This is a genomic window from Bacteriovorax sp. PP10, from assembly GCF_035013165.1.
Classification (GTDB): domain Bacteria; phylum Bdellovibrionota; class Bacteriovoracia; order Bacteriovoracales; family Bacteriovoracaceae; genus Bacteriovorax; species Bacteriovorax antarcticus.
The window spans coordinates 1,173,583-1,190,997 of record NZ_JAYGJQ010000002.1 but is presented as its reverse complement, the minus strand read 5'-3'; the positions used below and the strand labels follow the sequence as shown (position 1 = coordinate 1,190,997).

Here is a 17,415-nt window from a genome sequence, read left to right as displayed (position 1 = left end):
ATACCCTTTTTCAGTGTTTCATTTTTTTTACTGAAGCACTTGTTTTATCTATTTTGACACTTAGGAATATTTTTCTGACGCTTTCAATTTTCTTAATTTAAGCAAGAATCTTTTTATATCAACACTGAGCAGGAATTCTCAATGACGTTTAAAAAGCAGATTCTCACTAAGCTCACTTTGTTTAATATATTCTTATTAGCAAGTGCCCATGCAAGCAGCTCTATTCCCTCTCAGCTTAATTTTCATATTGGCTCGATCTCTGCGACTTATGCAGAAAACCAGGACACTCTTAAGGCCTCAGATGGCACTACATCAACGACAGCAAAAGCACCTTACTCAGGAACAGCTTCTTCCATGCCTTTTGCTATTTCATATGAGTACTTCCCAGGTCTTTCAAAATCTTATTTTGGAAGAGTCTCAGGCCCAGTCATGGGATCGACTCCTGACAGATACTATAGCGCTTCATTGGGAATGAATTTTTATTTCGGTCAAATTGGATCACAGGCCGTGATTAAAGATTCAGGTTTTGAAATGAAAGTACTTCCTAAATTTCGTTACTATGCTGGCCCTGCCATCGGCATCGGCTATCTTGTTTACAACACCAAGTCTGCGACTAAAAACGACATGCTTTTTGAAATCGGAGCTCAAGGTGGTGTTCTCTATTCATTGAATCCTAAGTGGGCGCTCTCTGCCGAGCTTGGTGGTGCACGAGCGATTGGTTCTTTGACATCAGCGACGGTTATAAAAATTTTAATTGGTACGTCTTATAGTTTAGATATCTGGGGAACAAAATAAAAAGCGCGGTTCATTTATTTTTTTGAATCGTTTATTTTTTTCGAGCCTCTTATTCTGGTCACAAAATAGAACAATTTTCTCCAGCAAAAAGAGCTAACGCACAGATTAAAGTAAATGACCTTAGGACCGACTAGTTTGATGTTAGCTTAGGTAAAAACATAAGAAGAAAAAATTATGAAGAAAAGAACATTGCAATTTTTATTTCTAAATTTGTGGGCACTCTCGCTCATCGGTTGTGTTGGTACAATTAAAGACGCTGATCCAATTAGCACCAAGGCCGCATCAGTTCAGGATAAGTCAGTTACTGACTTTGCTGGAATTTTCAATGCTGTTGCCATTTCAAATAATCGTGTTGAAGTTATTTTTCCTGTTGCTGAAGGTGACCCGGATCAAATCGCTTATGTTATCAGGTACGATGGTCAACAAATTCCTACTTATGTTTATGGTTCTGCTTTAAAGCCAGACTATAGAGGCCTTTTAAAATATACGATCACTGGTCTTCAATCAGATACTCCCTACTCGTTCAGCGTTCAGGCCCGTAACGTAAAGACCAACATCGAAAGCTCTAACAACCTTTCGAAGTCCACTAAAACATTCAGTAACGTGACTGCCATCTTTAACGGTATTTCTATTGTAAGAAACTTATCAGGTGCAGATGGATTAAACGGGATTGAAGTTATCTGGCCGGAAGCTGAGATTCGTGGTGGTGTTGTTAGTAAAGATGAAGTGGATCCGATTGAATATCAAGTCACTGTTATTGACTCTAACTTTTTAAACCCAGGTGACATCAATAATACTGCTTTCGGGGAGCCTAATAGAAAAGTTTACAGTATCCAGGGTAATAAGCGTTCTGCGACTATAAACGGCCTGAAAGCGGGAACGAAATACTTTGTACAGGTTCGCGCTGTTCATTACGGTTACTCTCTTCCAGTAAACTCTTCAAATATTAATTACAAAAAAGAAGAAAATACAAACTATCTTGAGATCTCTACTTATAGTGAAAACTTAAGTAATTTAAATTTTGAAAATGATTCATTATTAACTTACTACCCTCCTGGTATCGGTGGACTTTATTCTATTCAATTAGGATGGCTACCACCTCAAGGGAATTTTGATCATTATAGAGTTTATTACAACACTGGTAATGCCGTCACTTTAAGCAATTTTCTTAATACATCAATCTTAGACTATAGCTGCAGTGGAGAAGAAACAGCGGATAGTAATGTCAGCTGTCAGTATGTTGATTCAAACCTTAGTAATTTTTTATTAACAGGTTTGCAGACCAATACTAAATATAATCTTTCACTTGCGGTTTGTCTTACGAGAGGGTGTGAAGCGGGAAAAAGAGTTTTCTCTAATGTTAAATCACACACGACAACTCCACCTGTAGCAAGCTTCAGAGGGATTGCTTCAATTGATAGCGCCAAAGAACTTACTAAGCTTGATCGACTTTTCTTGAACTTTGAATCTCCTGATTTAACGTCAGGAAATTTATCCGGCCTGATTGTTGAGTATTATGGAATTGATATTACCAATCCATCGCCAATGAGCTTGAATGACTCCGACGTTATCAATACAACTCTTCTTGATGTTCAGCCATTTGATTATCGCCTTGATACAACAATCGAAGTAAGTGGGATTGATCCGAGTTCTTCTACTCCTTATTGCTTTTTAATTGTGCCTTACACATACAACAATGATGGAAGTAAAACACTGCATAGAGATGGTCTAATTCCTCAGTGTAAAATTCCTGAAATAAAAGGTCCCTCGGCAATCGAATTTCCAGGTATTGATAATTTTCAATGTAATTTCTCAAGCAAAGAAATTATCGTCAACTGGTCTAGGCCTAATGTCGGTATATTTAACAGCTTTGAGCTTTATTATGTAACAAATGCCAGTTCATTTAATTTTGGTGAAGCTTTTGACTGGGAAAACAACGCTTATAATAGAATTTTACTCGACTCTTCTAAAACAACTCATACCCTGACGAATCTTCAGCCGGGTAAGAGCTACCGTTTAGGTATTATCAGTTATTACGATTCTATCAACGGGCCAATTAGAAGTGAAATCAACCCAAACACAATTGAATGTAGTTTATAGGATTCAGGATGAAAACCAATATTGCAAAAATTTGGATGCTCGCAACACTTTTAATACTCGCCTCATGCGTGGGTACAGTCGCTGATAAAGATGCTCAAGAAGCTTCCAATCAATCGACAGGAGATTCGAGTAATGTCGCCTCTTTTGATGGACTATCAAAAGCAGTTCCTATTTCTCAGAGTAAAATTGAACTTTATTTTTTACCAGCAGAAGGTGACGCTGCTAATTTAATTTATGAAATTTACATTAACAATGCTCCACTTCCCATAAAAGTTACCGGTAACTCGCTTGTCGCAAACGCTTCCGGCTACTATGTCTTTACGGTCGCAAACCTGACGATGAACTCGATTTATACTTTTAACATGAGAGCGGTAAAAGCAGGAAGTAATGAGGCCTTAAAGCTTGATCCTACTAAGTCTATCTCTGCTATCACTTTTAAAAACGAAACGGCAGACTTCCTGGGAATTTCGAGTGTCACATTAGGGGCTGGAGAATCAGGAAGAGATACAGTAAAAATTAAATGGGTTCCTGCGGTTATTACCGGAACAAATATCAATCCGAGAATCACTGATCCGGTTGCTTATGAAATTACTTACGTTACAAAAACTTTAGGTGTTCAAAACATTAACAATGTTAATTACTCTGCACCTGGAAGATCAGTAGTTACAATTCCCTATCCGATTGCTAATCCACCGGCACTAAATAGAGATTCAGAGTATACAATTACAGGATTAATCCCTGGAGAAACTTATTACTTTCAGGTAAGAGCAATCCATAAAGGTTATATCCTTTATAAATCAGACGTCACTTATCAACGTGAATTAAACACACGCTATATTAAAGTCACAACATTAAACAATACTGGTCTGTTTGATTTCAACGAAGCCTTAGTCAACATGACTAGTCCTGCTGGTGAAGCTGGATTAACAAATTTAAACATCAACTGGATTCCTGCTGGTGGAGAATTTAAACAGTATAGAGTTTGCTATAAAAAAGTGGCAAATCCTAATGACGCTGAACCAATCGTCGACTATTTAACAGATTTAGATATTGATATTTTATTATCAAATACTGTTGCCTGTATTCCACTGGACTCTAACTACACTGCTTACACTCTCCCTTCTCTGACGAGTTATGCGTATTACCAGGCAAAAGTCATTGCATGCAGAACTTACGATTGTGATTCAACAAATAGAATTAAGTCGATGCTGATGCAAAAAAGGGTTGTTGCTTCGGTAGCTCCTTTCAATGGTGTATTAACGATTCTCAATCCGACAGATGAAACAAAACTAAAAGAAATTAAAATTAACTTCGACTCTCCTGTTGTTAGTGCAGGATTTTTGAATAAATTTACATTGTATTGTTATAGCTCAGCTTCAGACACTGACCCAGTTGCACTACCTACGGATGGTTCGGCCTCTACCGGTACAGGAAAGCCTTCTTGTGACGGCATCCAAATTCTCACTCCAATGCCAACATCTCTTGCTGAGTATGCCACTCTTACACAACTAGAAGTCAAACTTCCTGTCATCGATGCATCAGCGAAATACTGCTTCTCTTTATTGCCGTCAATTTATTCTCCATTTTTAAATCAGGAAGATAAATCAACTGCCGTTATTAAATGTGTGACTCCAGAAATCAAGACACCGACGATTGTTCAGTTCCCGGGGCGAAATAATACCTGCTCTATTTCAGGAAAAGATGTATCCATCAACTGGCCAACACCAACGGGTGGTCTTTACACTAAGTTTGTTGTTCTTTACCGTGAGAAACAATCGACTTCAACTTTCTTTAATTTCCCAGACGCAGTTAATGCATTCGTGACCAACAACAATTCTAGTTATAAATGGGTTGATTCACTTGCTCGAAATGACGTCTCACTTACATTGAGTAACCTGATTCAAGGAAGAACTTATAATATTGGAGTACTTCCCTATCTTGAAGATGGTGGAGTTAAAAGATTTGCACAATACAACGTTAATATCGGTGAATGTAATCTTCCACTTCCAACTCCTAAATTCAAAGAATGGGTTGATATTTTTGCCATTGGCCCTAAAGAAGACGGTCTGACTCCTGCAACAAATACAGGAGCGAAAAAATTTATTATAGAAACGTTGGATGCAGATGGAATACCAGTAGACTTAAAAATGCTGACAGCTGACCCAAAAACACCTGATACCGTTAATGACCCAATAGCTTCTCAAAAATTAAGCTCTGTCGTTTTTAATGGTGTCTATGGCTCTATGGATGCCAGTGAGGCCAACCCACTTTTCCAATACAGTAACTCAGGAATTGTTAAAATTGCCTGGAAAGATGTCAGTTTCTACAATGAAACTGAGAGCATGAGTACCTTCATTACCAATCCTCTTTATGAAGCGACTCCCGGTATAAAATCTCAAAGAAAGTTTGGTTATAAAGTTTATCGCTCAGACGATAATCAGATGACATGGGTTGATTTAACAAAAAACTCGACACAAAATAAGTTTCAAACAATACCGAATTCAGGACTTCTGCATCCATCAAATTATTCTTGGCAAGCAAGAAATAACAAGACTGCGGAAGTAGAAAAAATCACTTTCTTCACTGACTACTCCGTTAAATTTTCAAAATCAGTTGAAGAAGTAGATCGTGCAAGAATTTATTTTTATAAAGTCGTTCCAATCTTCGATGGAAAAGAATTAGATTATTCATCAGCAGGAAATAGCAATCACCATATTATCAGAGTGACACTGCCTCCAAGAAATATGGCACTCGTGCATCGTATGATGGCCAACAGAACGATCTGCCTTGAGATGGATAAAGATATTGATACGACTGCAGGCTCTCACTATAGTTGCGAGTTCAACGGTCTTGGTTCATCGGGACTTTCATTTCCTTGGGCACAAGGAAGTACTGTCTATGACATTGGCGGTGACTTAATGATCGACCGCTTTGAATTAAGTTGTCCTTTTAGCAGAGGAGATCAAAACTATACTAACTCTGACTCTACTTTTAATCTTGGTAAATTAGTTTTTAAAGGTCTATCTGCATTTGGCAATCCACTAAAGGGGTGTTTCAACAATACGTCATACTCGGGTTATGAACCAGGAACTGGAAATGCTGTTGTGACGGCCAATTATAATTATAACCAGACGATCCCAGGGGATTGTTTCGGAAATGATGATATGTCCAGAGCTTCTGAAGGCGTTTGTGCTAATCCTTTATATGTTAATAAATACAATTATTCTTATCCTGGTTCCATCGGGGAAGACTTAACTCCTAATTGTGATCAAGCAGATTATATAGGTCCAAATGCCTATAGTATGTTCAATCAGAACTCAAGAATCAATACAATCGAAGATGCCTCTCCTACTCAAAGTGAATTTGCTGCCGTCTACTTTAGTCGTAGTGCTTATCAAAGAAACAGCGTCATTGCTCACTTAGGTGTTCGTGAATATATGGGTGGATCAGGAAAAAAATTAGCATCGACCTCTAATAGTTCTCAAGGTAACTGCAGTGTAAACTTAAACTGGGTTAATAGTACTGGAAATTATAAACCACGCTGGATTCCTGTGAACTCTCTTTTCGAAAGATTAAAAACACCAACAACTCCGCCCGGTGGTCTTAATCTTTATAATAAAAAAATATCAGAAGTCCTTACGAATGATGATCTTTACGACTCTACTACTGTCAAAGCACCTACAAGCGACCTGATGGTGAGTAACCGCTATAAAGCGACATCAACTTTAGCAAGAGTTGTCACATCTAATAGTGCCAAACTTCCTCCATTGGAAGGTCTGTCCCCAAGTGACTCTAATGCCATCTGCTCTACTTATAAAGTGCAAGTTGGTTTGGAAACAACGGCCAGAGGATTTATTCCCGTAGATAATAAACTGCACAGTAAAAGATTAATGCGCAAAAAAGAATCTACTGTTGCCGCTGCCTGGCCTCAAACATATGACGCTGCTAAAGTCACACAAATTGAGACTGGAAATTATATTGAAAATTCAACTGAAAATGGATGTAATAGTAAAACTAAGATCCTTCCTGATGGGACTGCCCAGTTTACTAAAAAAGCTCTTTTGACAACCAACTTTCCACACGTCGCTCAGGTGCATCCAATCCTGATGACAGGAAATTCATCACGCGATCAAAATGGTGACAATGCCAACACTGAAAAATGTACAAGTCGTTTTGGTATTCAAGATATTGTTGGAAGTTTACAAGAAGCAAACTCTGAACAAATTTTCTGTGACTTCAGTGAAGATAAACTTTATCTCGGAACTGCAAAAACAGTGACTCAGTCAGTTCTCTATCCTTCACCAACTCTTGATATCTATGATCCAAATGCGCTTATGGCATGGGTACTATCAACACCAGCATCCGGAAGTTGCTCTATTGTAGAGGCCGGCGGAGCAAAAACTGGTACCTATTTAGCAAATGGATTTTTTACATCAATTTATGATTTTACGGGAGCTCTCGCCTCATCAGTTGTCTCAGCTCCAAAAGCTTATGATCAAAAGTCCGTTTTGACAGCAAGAAATGGAGATGGAACCTTTTTAGATTTTGGTCAGAATAACCTTGCACCAAAACTTAGCGTAAAAGACTCGATTGCCACTATGGATGATAATATCGCTGACGGTATCACTCCGTCATACTCTGCCAATTATTTTAGTGTGGCCTTAGGTATTCCACTGCTTTGTGAAAAGGGATGTGCTGGAGATGCTGGGGATAATACTTATTTTTCAGCAGACCAGATTTGTACGAACAAAGACTGTAACACTATGGTTCCTGCTCCGGTTGTGAAAAATTTCCCACTTAATAATTCTCGTTTTTCAAACATGGGAACTGGAGACATAAATACAGAAACTCGACTTAACTCTAACAACCCGAATGACGGGGCCTTTAATTACATCAGCGGAGTAAAAGTCGAGCCAGATTTTAATGATAATGATTATGAATATGCTACGGCCGTTCCGCTAACCGCTTCTCCAGGCCCGGGTAATCGTACGTACTATACAATTCCTCGAGGACAATCTCTCAAGATGTTTACTGGAGGTAATTATCAGCAAAACAGTGGACGCTATTCACTTTTTATCCATGGACAGAATCTTAATGATGAAAGATCAATTGGACGCGGTTCTGGAACTCGATGTGCTGTACTAGTGAATGAAGATGATTAAAAAAGGATTTAAAAAAGTGAAAAACAATTATTCTTTTTTACTAATTACATTAATAGCTCTTGTTTCTTCTTCTTGTAAGCAAGATCTTACAAAAGTCGTTAATGCAATGACGGGCAATATTCTTGAACCTGTCTCCATGACAGTCTCTCCAAAAGAAGACCTTGGAGAAGTTGTTGTTGGCGAAGAGCCAGTTAAGCTGACAATTAAAATTAAAAATAATTCTTCTGATAAAATCAGAAAAATGCAGCTGTTAATAGATAAAACACAAACAGTATTAAAGTTTAAGGAAAATGCTAAGGCCGAAGCCGTTACTCCAGGACTTGGTGGAACATGTCAGGATGTCCTGGCATCAGGTAGTGAGTGTACTTATATCCTTTTATTTAACCCACGCAAGTCTGGAACCTTTGAAATCCCAGTGAAATTTAGTTATGAAAACCTGATTGAGCCTCAGGAAAAAACTGTAACCATTCATGCTGTTACAGGAGAGCCTGCTTCTTTAGTTTTTAGCAATGAAATATCGACATATACACTAGGTGTTGTCGAGCAAACTGAAGTCACGACAAGATATATGGATCTTAATATCGTGAACAAGGGTGGATTAAGCGCAAGGAACATAGCAACTGAACTTATTAATTCTGACGTTTCTAATGCATTTGAAGTTACAAGTAACTCTTGCACTGGCAATCTCAATCCATTAGAGACTTGTAAAATCACTTTAGGTTATACCCCACATAACAATAATTACACCGATCCTTCTATTGAATACAAAGGTCAGGTGACATTAAGTTATCTTAGAGACTCAAAGGGCACTCAAAGTAGTCTTAACGGTTACGCCAGTTTTATTGCAGCAACGATCGAGGCGAAGTTTAAAGAAAATTTTAAGATGATTGATTTTGGTACGTTGTTTACCGGAAATAAAAATACTAAAAGTGTCAGAATCAGCAACAACGGTTATCGTGCAGGTATTTTAAAAGAAATGACTCTCTCCGACTATCAGGGAAATGTACTCACAACTTGTAAAAAGGCCGGTTCGGGTCTGATCCTTGACTGCTCTAAAGACTTAAAAGATTTTCCTTTTATTATTGAAGACACTAATTCATGTATGGAAAATGAAACTCCGGGAATTACTGGAGATGCTTCTGGTGGGAACTGCTACTTTGCCATTACCTACTGGCCAAGTTTAACATGGGAATCAGGAACGCAGTCTCAACATTATTTTAACGAAGTTAAAATAGACTTAAAATATGACAGTCAGTGGAAAGGTTCGCCAAATATCGTTGTCGTAAATAATATGTTTGAAATACTGGCAGATTTCCTTTCGGCAGGAAAGCTGGCCTTACAAGATATCTCATTTGGAAATCTATCCGTAGATCCAGGTCAAATCACTTACTCAACCAATCACGTAGATGTAGACCTGGGACGAATTGCACTGGTCTCTTCAGATACATACAATACTTTTGTTAAGATCACCTGGAAAAATACAGGTGAAAATATTATCATCACAGATAAAATTACTGATCAACATATGCCTACTCCTAATGTCATTACAGAATTAGGATACAATCCTAACGTTTTCTATCAGCAAATTAAAACAAGTGCTGGTTGTGGGTTTATCTCTCCCGGAGCATCGTGCAGTATCAGTTTTAACCTGGCCCCCGTTCTTCAGGCGAACTCTACTCTTGAAGATCAATTCATGTTTGACAATATAAGTGATGTCTTAAAAAAAATAAAAACATTTAGTGTAATCTATAGCGATGGTTCTAAATTTGAAGATAATGGTGATGCTTCAACTTTAAGAAGATTCGATAATCACCTGACGGCCAAGCTTATTAAAAAAGGCTCGCTTGCCATCACTTCTCCTCTTGCAACGACTGTCACTTCAACAACTGGTTTAACAGAAAACCAGTATGTTTGTTTAACCAATGTGGGAACCGGAGATATTTACGCTATCGTCAATCATAGTTCTGAAAATTTTGTACCTAAAGGTTCAACTGGATGGCCATTTAGAACAATCGATCAAACAGGTCTATTGAGTTCTGCTTGTTCGGCCCCAGCGACAAAAGACTGTTACGATGTTATCTATAGCTATGGGACGACACTTCCCATGGTTCCCGATACATCAAAATTTTTAGCTGCAGGAGAAACTTGCGTTTTATCAGTCGAAGTAAAAGCGCCTGAAACGGTCAGAATCAGGACCTATGATGTTGGCCTTGATCATACAAGACCATTCGGCCCTGATTTCTCAAATACGGCCAAAGCATGGGAACGAGGTACAGTTAGTGCGGCAGGTACTCAAATTAGCTACACATATCTAGATGGTGATTATGTTAGCACTGATCCTAAATCGTTTTTAAATTACGGTTACCAAGGGGCCACTAAAAAGATTTCTGCAAGTGTCGATTTCCAGCCACCGGCCAACATTGTTTTAACTAATCCGTTGCCTGTCGCTTCGGCACTACTCTACCGTCCTGCGATTTTTTATCCAGTAATGACTTCAACATATCCAGCGAATGTCACTATTCCAGCTAAAAATATTGCTGAAGCCTTTTTTACACATTCATATTTTACGGGCCTTACCAATGGCTTTACGAAAAGTGATGATGCTATTACACATGTGAAAGCACTCAACTTAACAGGTGCTCCTTACGATTCGGAATATAAGGTTCACATTGGAACTTTTCCTGTTGGACAGACGAGTAATGCTTCTTTTGATTTTTCCAATGCAGGAAAAAGAACGGCAAAAAGTATAATTTTAACAGAAGATGGCCAGACAACTTCACCAATCCAGATCGTAAGTTTTAATAACCTTACAACAAAACCTTTTCCAACTTTAACATTGGCCCAATCGGCAGTTATCAGCTTAAGACTTCAATTTCATCCCACAGCTCCGGGACTCTTTAAGCGTTGTTTTAATCTTAGTTACAATTCGACATTAGAAATTTTAGATCAGTATGTCTGTGTGTACGGTGAAGCCGTGGCCACTTATCCTAAAATAAAAGTTGAATACTCAGACGTAGATATAGCTTTACCAGGGCCAGTAGAAACACCAAGTGGATCTTACACTGCGGTTAACGCTCCGGTAACTGAGGTGGATGGAACATTCATACAGTTCTCAGGAATTAAAGATTCTAGTGTTTATGTAAAAAAGATTATCCGCTTAACAAACATTGGAGCTGTAACAGCTAAAAAACTCAACCACTATTATATGGTCAATAGTTTTGATGCCAATGCCATTATTCCACCAGACACCACGATTAGTACTCCTGGAGTAAACGGGTGTACTCCAAGTAAAACCCTGGCAGCAGGCGCTTGGTGTGAACTAGTTATTAAGTATCAACCAACAAAGATCTCCCTGGCAGTGGCACTCCGTCGTCTGGGAATTATCTATGAAATTGCACCCGATTCTAACCAATACATTGCTCAAATGGTAGGTGTGAACTTTACGGCAGTAGATCCGGCCAAATTAATGATGGCCAATACAACTTCTGAATCTATTACTGACTGGAGTGTTCCAAATGCGCCTATGCCATTAGGTGAAAGCTGGCCATTTAATTTAAATCCATATAATAAAGCGACGAACACGCATCTGGTGTTAGACACTCTCCCTACAAGTAGAACATTTTCTGTCGCGACTTTAAAAAACTTATCGCTGATGAAGGCTTCATTTCTTTATATGAATCCAACACCAGCACTGGGAACGTGGAATCAGATTTTTACTAATACTTTTGTTACTGTTAAGGCCAACCGCGCCTGCTTCTTTGGAGACGATGAATCTAACGGTGCTATACCGATGGATCAAAAAGGATTTAATAGTGCAAGTGTTAATCAATGTTTAATCACGGTTGAGTTTACAGGCCATGAAACTTACACTAGTTGTTCTAGCTGGAATGCAGCGGTCAAATCTAAAACGATTCGCGTTGGTGACCTTCTTGATAACAACTGTAACCCTTATTCATTTAAACTTAATTATTATAATAATAATCGTGCCTCATACGAGAGTATTAACTTCCATGTTAAAGGTTTCATCGAGCCCAACAGGTCCACAACACTGCCTGAACCTCCTGCCTTCACAAACGTGAGCGCTACATTTGTAACAGGTGCTACTGGTAAAGCTACATTCTCATGGCCGAATCTAAATCCTAAAACACCGGGCTGGGGTAGCATTCTTAAATATCGTATTTACTATGATGCAGTTCCTACCAATTTAAATAGCTCTAGTGTATTTAAATTAACAGGTGCTCCGACCAACGTTGAAGTCACGGGTGTGAATTCCGTTACCATCCCTAATTTGACTGTCGGTAAGTATTATTACTTCAAAGTTATGGCCGTGAGAAAATATCTTGGTATCACCTACTTATCAGATACCAACTTGCCTCTTTTAACTCTGCCGATTCCAGCAGCAGATCATGTGTATCACCATTTGACGAGAACACTGATTGATAAGACTTATATTGCGGCTTCCGGGAATCGACCGAATGGTGTGACAACTTGTGCGGCAAAATTCTTTAACGTGTCTATTAATGGAACGATTAACAAAACGACTAAAACGTTAATCACTACACCTATTTGGAATTACCTGATTACCGATCCCACTCTAAGCTCAGGGTATCCGCCCGATGGGATAGGTTCACTACCTCATTGGTTAGGTGATGGTGTTTATGATATGAAAAGCAACATTTCACTTTATGATGGAACGGTCCTGCCAGGATTTCCGGGATACTCTCCCGTTGCCATGAGTGGAACGAATTCTACGTATTCTGCCATTTTCCAAAAGACCTGTAACAACACTTCATCATGTGACCTTCTTTACAAGATTGTTGGTGGTGATGATGTAGATTTATTTTATCAGGGTGTCTTTTTTGCGAAGGATACTGCTGTGTCGGCCTTCTATCGTTGTAGTGCCGTTATCAAATGTCCTACCAATGTAGCGAAGTTAATCACAGATGCAACTTGCGTGGCCCCATAATAAAAAGGCCCCACTTTAGTGGGGCCTTTTATCTTTTACTTTTTATATGAGCTTAAAGAATGACTACAAAAGATGAACTGGCAAACTTTCCTTGCTGATCAAAAGCATTCGTCACATGCAATTCCCCACCTAGCTTAATCATTTCTTTTTCTACGAAATGAAGCTGCTCAGTGAACTTGACAAAGGAATTCTCTAAAACAACATCCTGAATAGGATTCTTTGAATAGACAACAGTCTCAATGATTAACTTCTTATCCCTATTTTTCAGGCGAACATCAAGGTTCGTTTTCAAAACGCCGGACGAATTCAATAAATCAATATAAAGCGTGTCTATCTTTTTGAGTTTCGCTGTATTGACCCTTTTAATTTTTCCATAAAACTTAGTTGGAATTTTATGTTTCTGAGTCACGTAAAGAATGTCCGAGTAAAAACGCTTAATTCTGTTTTTTTCTTTTTTAACGAAGATGCCTTTAACGACCAGAGCTAATAAAAGGATTGAACCAAGCCCCCACATTAAGAAGTCAGAATATTTACTGAATTCCTCAAAGGTAATCAGACTCTTTTCCGGGACTTTTGGAGCGACGACTATCGGCTTTTTTACTTCTGCTGCCGGAGCTATCTTAATCGTTGCCAGAGGCCTTATAGAGCTCGCAATTAACTCTTGCGAGTCTTCCAGTAGTGCATTGGTCGTTCTAAGAAATGCCCCGTTAATAACCATTCCCGCTTCTTTAAACTGAGAGTAATCTTTGACTAAATTTTTCAGGTGTACTTTGCTGTCTTCAGGCATTTGACGATTCTTAACGAACTCATCGAACTCGGCCAGCTTTATAAAACATTCATTTTCTAAATTAACGGCCGACTGACATGCCTCTTTTGCTGTATACAAAAAGGCCGATGTATTTGTCCATTGATGAGTATTTGAAAATTTAAGGGCCTCATTCATTGCCCCCTCATTACTCAATCCTCTTCCTAAGCGCTTTAACTCAATTAAGTTAAATTTTAGTTTTTCAATTTTATTTTTTTGAACTTCATCGAGCTTCACCGTCTGAATCTTCTCTACCTTAAGAATCTCCAAATCGAGTTGATCTGGATTCGTTAAAAGAGTATTTACATTAACGGCTTCAGTTGAAATCGCTATTGTTGAAAATGCCAGGCCAGCCATAAGAATTGTTTTTTTCATAAAGTTTGATCTCTAATTTCATCACGTACTGAAGTGGTAAAAATACTTGCTTTAAGTTGCTCTTTTAATTTATAGCTCATTGTCATAAAGAAAAGATCTTTACCAGTAGTAGTATTGTAAGATTGCTTAATAGTAATCTTACCCTGCTTACTTTCTAGAACCTTATAAAGATCCGGGACAATACTCTTTCCAAACATTGTGGCCCACAGATGCCCTTTTTTATCCAGCTCAAAAGTCATTTTGCTGGCCAGTTCATCGCCAGCAAAAGCAATTTTGAATTTTACATTTTTAATATTCATGATCATTCGATTATAGATGATTTTTTTTGAGACAATATCCATCAACAGAGTCTGGCCTTCCAGCACAGACTTTAAATTGTCTTCACTTGCATATTGAATCGAAAAATCGTCCGAATCTATTTTGTCCTGGAATAATAAATCCATATTACGGTGAAAATCACCAATCAGATTTTTCAGGTTCTGTTTTTTCAATTCTTCATTTTCTTTTTGTTCTTTTTTTATCAGTTCAACTTGATTCACTTTGCGCTCAAGTAAAAGTTCAGTGTACTCTTCTTTTTCACGAGCGAACTGAACTGTCTTGGAAAAAACATTGGCACTGAATGAAGTGATTTTATTAAATGAATAACTACATGCATGTTTCGTTTTTTTGAAAGTAACGAAGCTGCCGTACTTCATCAGCTTAAACAAGGATGTAAAACCATTCCCTCTTGAACTTGTTTGACTGACAGGTTTGATATTACTAATAGAAGCTTCAGTGAGCTTATGAACAAAACGTTCATCATCTACATCCATCTCTAACTTTGAAAATTTGTCTTTTAAGCGGTCTTTGCTGGATAATTGATTCATAAGAACTCCTGCTCTTATTATCTGTTATCCCATTAGATTTTATAGGGGGAAATTAGTTCTCAAACTTATAAATGTATGAGAATGCGACCCTTTTAGAAGCGACATCAAAAGATCCTGAAGCATTCATGGTGCTAAAATTGATTTCTGCACCATGGGAATCATGGATTTGAAAATAAGAAGTTATAATCGTCTTAGTGGCCTCAAATTTATCCTTTTGGTTACTTTTGGATACAAGGCTTTTTAAATAAGAAAAACGTAGCTCTACTTTTTTATTGAACAGGACTTCATTCACTCCTGCTCCGGCCTTAAGCCATAAAAAATCGTTTTCATAGACTTGAAGCCTGCTTCCCTCTGAAGGTAGTCCTACAAAGTAGACAGGTACAAAATCAAGGCCCGCAAAAAATTGAAAGCGGTCTAAAATACGAGAAGCAAAAACTTCCGATTCGACACTGCGGTAAATAGGAAACTTATATTTTTCTTTAAAAATAGGCATGGCCGCTTGAATACTGACTCTGTAGCCTGTGGGAATAAAAGTCTCACGCTCCAGTATGAATCTTCCGCCGGCACCAATATATTTTAAATCTGTATCAGTGGTAATTAAACCCCCTCTCACCCCAGTATTTTCCTGGAAGTAATTGGCAAATCCATAGAAATGAGTTTTCTTAGGAACTCCGGGCCCAGGTATCTCCGGGTTGATTTCCGACACTAAGTTTTCAGTGTTCTCTTGTTCAACTTCACCAGGAGTCTTGGCCTTTTTTTTCTTCGAAGCTTTTGATGAGCTCGATTGTTTTTGAATGCTTTCTTCTATTTTTATTTTTTCTTGCTCAACATCCGCACCTTTTTGATCCAGGTCAGTCTTGTTTACGCTAGTGGCACCTTCTTCAATGGCCTCTTCTTCTTCTGGCACTTCTTCTTTTTTGACTTTTTTCTCGCGCTCTTCTCTTTTAATCAGATTTCTTGCGCTTTTTTTTTCTTCTTCTTCTTCGGCCTTTAGCTTTTTGATTTCATCTTCTTTCTTTTTCTTTTTTCTCAGTCTTTCCTGCTCAGAAATCACTTCTCTCACGGCCTGAATGCGCTCAAAATTCCTGCTTTCAATTTCATCCTTATGGTCGAGCACCCACTGTTTTCCCAATAGGATTTCGTAAGTTGCAAATCGCAATTCATTCAAAACGTTATACTTACTGATTTTTTTCACCAGTTTTTTATCAAACTTGTTTGTCGTCCAATTGAAATAAAAAAGTTGAAGAGAATAAAAATCATCATCTTGTAAGATAGGAAGAATTCTAATATTTAATCCATAGAATTTTTTATAACTTTTACTATAACCATCCGGTCTTTTCTGAGCAAAAATGGGCATGTGAGTTTTACTATGAATAATAACGTCGATTACGTTTTCTCGAAGTTGATCTTCAACTCTTTTAATCCCTTTGGGGACATCCAGTTCATCAAGCTGTAGATAATTGGCCTCGCCAAATTCCTTCATTTCCGCAGTCGTAGTCTGCGCCATTAAGGTTTCAGCAAATAAAACAATTAAAATAAATAAATATGTCTTCATCACTACTTAACAAGCTCACTATCATCAAAATAAGTATCAATACCTAAATTTTTCATTTTATCGCTCTTAAGCGGTTTTAAAACTTTTATCACAACTCTTCTATTGAGCGCCTGGTTCTCAGGTAAGGCCTCTCCATTTTTATCGTGATCTACCGCAATCGGTCTTGAGTCACCAAAACCAACAGACACCAGCTGAGTGGGTTTAAATCCATAATAAAGGAATCTATTCACAACACTCGCAGAGCGTGCTGAAGAGAGTTCCCAATTTGATCTATAAGGGTGTTTAGGCGATATTGGAGCATTGTCGGTATGCCCTTCGACGATGATGCGATAATTAGGATTTTTATTTTTAATCAGTCCGACTAAAACATCCAGACTTTTCATGAATTCTGGACTGATATCAACTTCTCCCATCGCAAACATTAACGAAGAAGAAAAAACAATTTCCAGTGTTCCGTCTTTTAGCTGTGATCTGGCCACACCTTTAAGATTCGGGTGTCCTCCGATATCAAGTCCCAATGTCTGATAGGCCTTTAAGTCATCCATTACTGAATCAGGCGCAAAATGATCTGCAATGGCAGCACTTTTCTTGGCCACAACAACAGGATCAAAGTTCGCAAACGACGTCATAATAACGAAAAAACAAAATAGAAGCGTCATCATATCCGCATAGGAAACAATCCAGGGGCCTTCACCTTCGTGAACTTCTTCATGAACTGCATGATGTTTCTTTTTTCTTCCACGTTTTGGAATCATGGGAGGAAATGTATCGTGTGAATCACTCATTTAATT

8 protein-coding genes are annotated in these 17,415 nt (G+C 38.2%); 4 read left to right on the top strand and 4 right to left on the bottom strand.

Annotated elements, in window-relative coordinates:
• The first annotated feature begins 141 nt into the window (after positions 1-141).
• The 4 genes from SHI21_RS15845 to SHI21_RS15830 all read left to right on the top strand — a co-directional run bounded on the left by SHI21_RS15845 (position 142) and on the right by SHI21_RS15830 (position 13,023).
• Positions 142-795: a hypothetical protein gene (locus SHI21_RS15845; RefSeq protein ID WP_323577826.1), complete on the top strand. Its 654-nt coding sequence runs from the start codon at positions 142-144 to the stop codon at positions 793-795.
• 174 nt (positions 796-969) lie between these two features.
• Complete coding sequence (locus SHI21_RS15840; RefSeq protein WP_323577824.1) at positions 970-2,895, top strand: fibronectin type III domain-containing protein; 1,926 nt, start codon at positions 970-972, stop codon at positions 2,893-2,895.
• Positions 2,896-2,903: 8 nt separating this feature from the next.
• On the top strand, positions 2,904-8,057 hold the full coding sequence (locus SHI21_RS15835) for a fibronectin type III domain-containing protein (RefSeq protein ID WP_323577823.1): 5,154 nt from the start codon (positions 2,904-2,906) through the stop codon (positions 8,055-8,057).
• A complete protein-coding gene (locus SHI21_RS15830) occupies positions 8,044-13,023 on the top strand; it encodes a fibronectin type III domain-containing protein (protein WP_323577821.1) in 4,980 nt (1,659 codons plus the stop codon). The genes SHI21_RS15835 and SHI21_RS15830 overlap by 14 nt, the downstream gene beginning before the upstream one ends.
• Positions 13,024-13,075: 52 nt before the next feature.
• On the opposite strand, the gene SHI21_RS15825 is transcribed toward SHI21_RS15830, so the two are convergent.
• The 4 genes from SHI21_RS15825 to SHI21_RS15810 are packed head-to-tail and all read right to left on the bottom strand — an operon-like array spanning position 13,076 to position 17,409.
• Positions 13,076-14,203 carry a hypothetical protein gene (locus SHI21_RS15825; protein ID WP_323577819.1) on the bottom strand — a complete coding sequence of 376 codons (1,128 nt, stop codon included), beginning with the start codon at positions 14,201-14,203 and terminating at the stop codon, positions 13,076-13,078.
• A complete protein-coding gene (locus SHI21_RS15820; RefSeq protein ID WP_323577818.1) occupies positions 14,200-15,069 on the bottom strand; it encodes a hypothetical protein in 870 nt (289 codons plus the stop codon). Before SHI21_RS15820 ends, SHI21_RS15825 begins: the two co-directional genes overlap by 4 nt.
• 52 nt (positions 15,070-15,121) lie before the next feature.
• Positions 15,122-16,624, bottom strand: coding sequence for a hypothetical protein (locus tag SHI21_RS15815; protein WP_323577817.1), 1,503 nt, complete (start codon positions 16,622-16,624; stop codon positions 15,122-15,124).
• Positions 16,625-16,626: 2 nt separating this feature from the next.
• Complete coding sequence (locus SHI21_RS15810; RefSeq protein ID WP_323577816.1) at positions 16,627-17,409, bottom strand: OmpA/MotB family protein; 783 nt, start codon at positions 17,407-17,409, stop codon at positions 16,627-16,629.
• Between the last annotated feature and the right edge of the window lie 6 nt (positions 17,410-17,415).